This window comes from Methylobrevis pamukkalensis (genome assembly GCF_001720135.1).
GTDB lineage: Bacteria > Pseudomonadota > Alphaproteobacteria > Rhizobiales > Pleomorphomonadaceae > Methylobrevis > Methylobrevis pamukkalensis.
In genome coordinates this window covers 1-482 of the sequence record NZ_MCRJ01000322.1, presented here as the reverse complement: position 1 = coordinate 482, position 482 = coordinate 1, and the positions used below count along the sequence as shown (strand labels likewise).

General features: G+C 71.6%; 1 pseudogene. It reads left to right on the top strand.

Annotated features, from left to right (window positions below):
• Positions 1-399: pseudogene (locus A6302_RS23345) on the top strand (carbohydrate kinase family protein); the annotation flags it as partial.
• Positions 400-482: the final 83 nt, after the last annotated feature.

Genomic DNA, 482 nt, shown 5'->3' with positions numbered 1-482 from the left:
TCCTTCATCTCGCAGGAAAGCGGCCTGCGCACCCACGTCACGGACTTCGGCGCGAGTGCCCTGCTGACGCCGGACCATTTCGATCTGGCCGCCACGCGCGGCCGGATCTTCCATCTCGGCCTGCCGGGCATCCACCCGAAGCTCGACGGCCCGTGGGGCGACGATCCCAACGGCTGGGTGACGCTGCTGAAGCGGGCGCGCGCCGCCGGGCTGGAAACCAACCTCGAACTCTGCACCATCCCCGCCGAGCGCCAGCACCGGCTGGTGGCCCCCTGCCTGCCGCATCTCGACCTCCTGATCGTCAACGACAGCGAGATCGGCGCCATCGCCGGGGCGAAGACGGTCGCGGGCGGACAGACCGACCTTCCGCCTGCGAGGCGGCGGCGCGCACCGCGCTGACGCTGGGGCCGATGCGACTGGTGGTGATCCATTTCCCGAAGGCCGCGCTCGCGGTGCCACGCGACGGGGCGGCGGTGATGGTC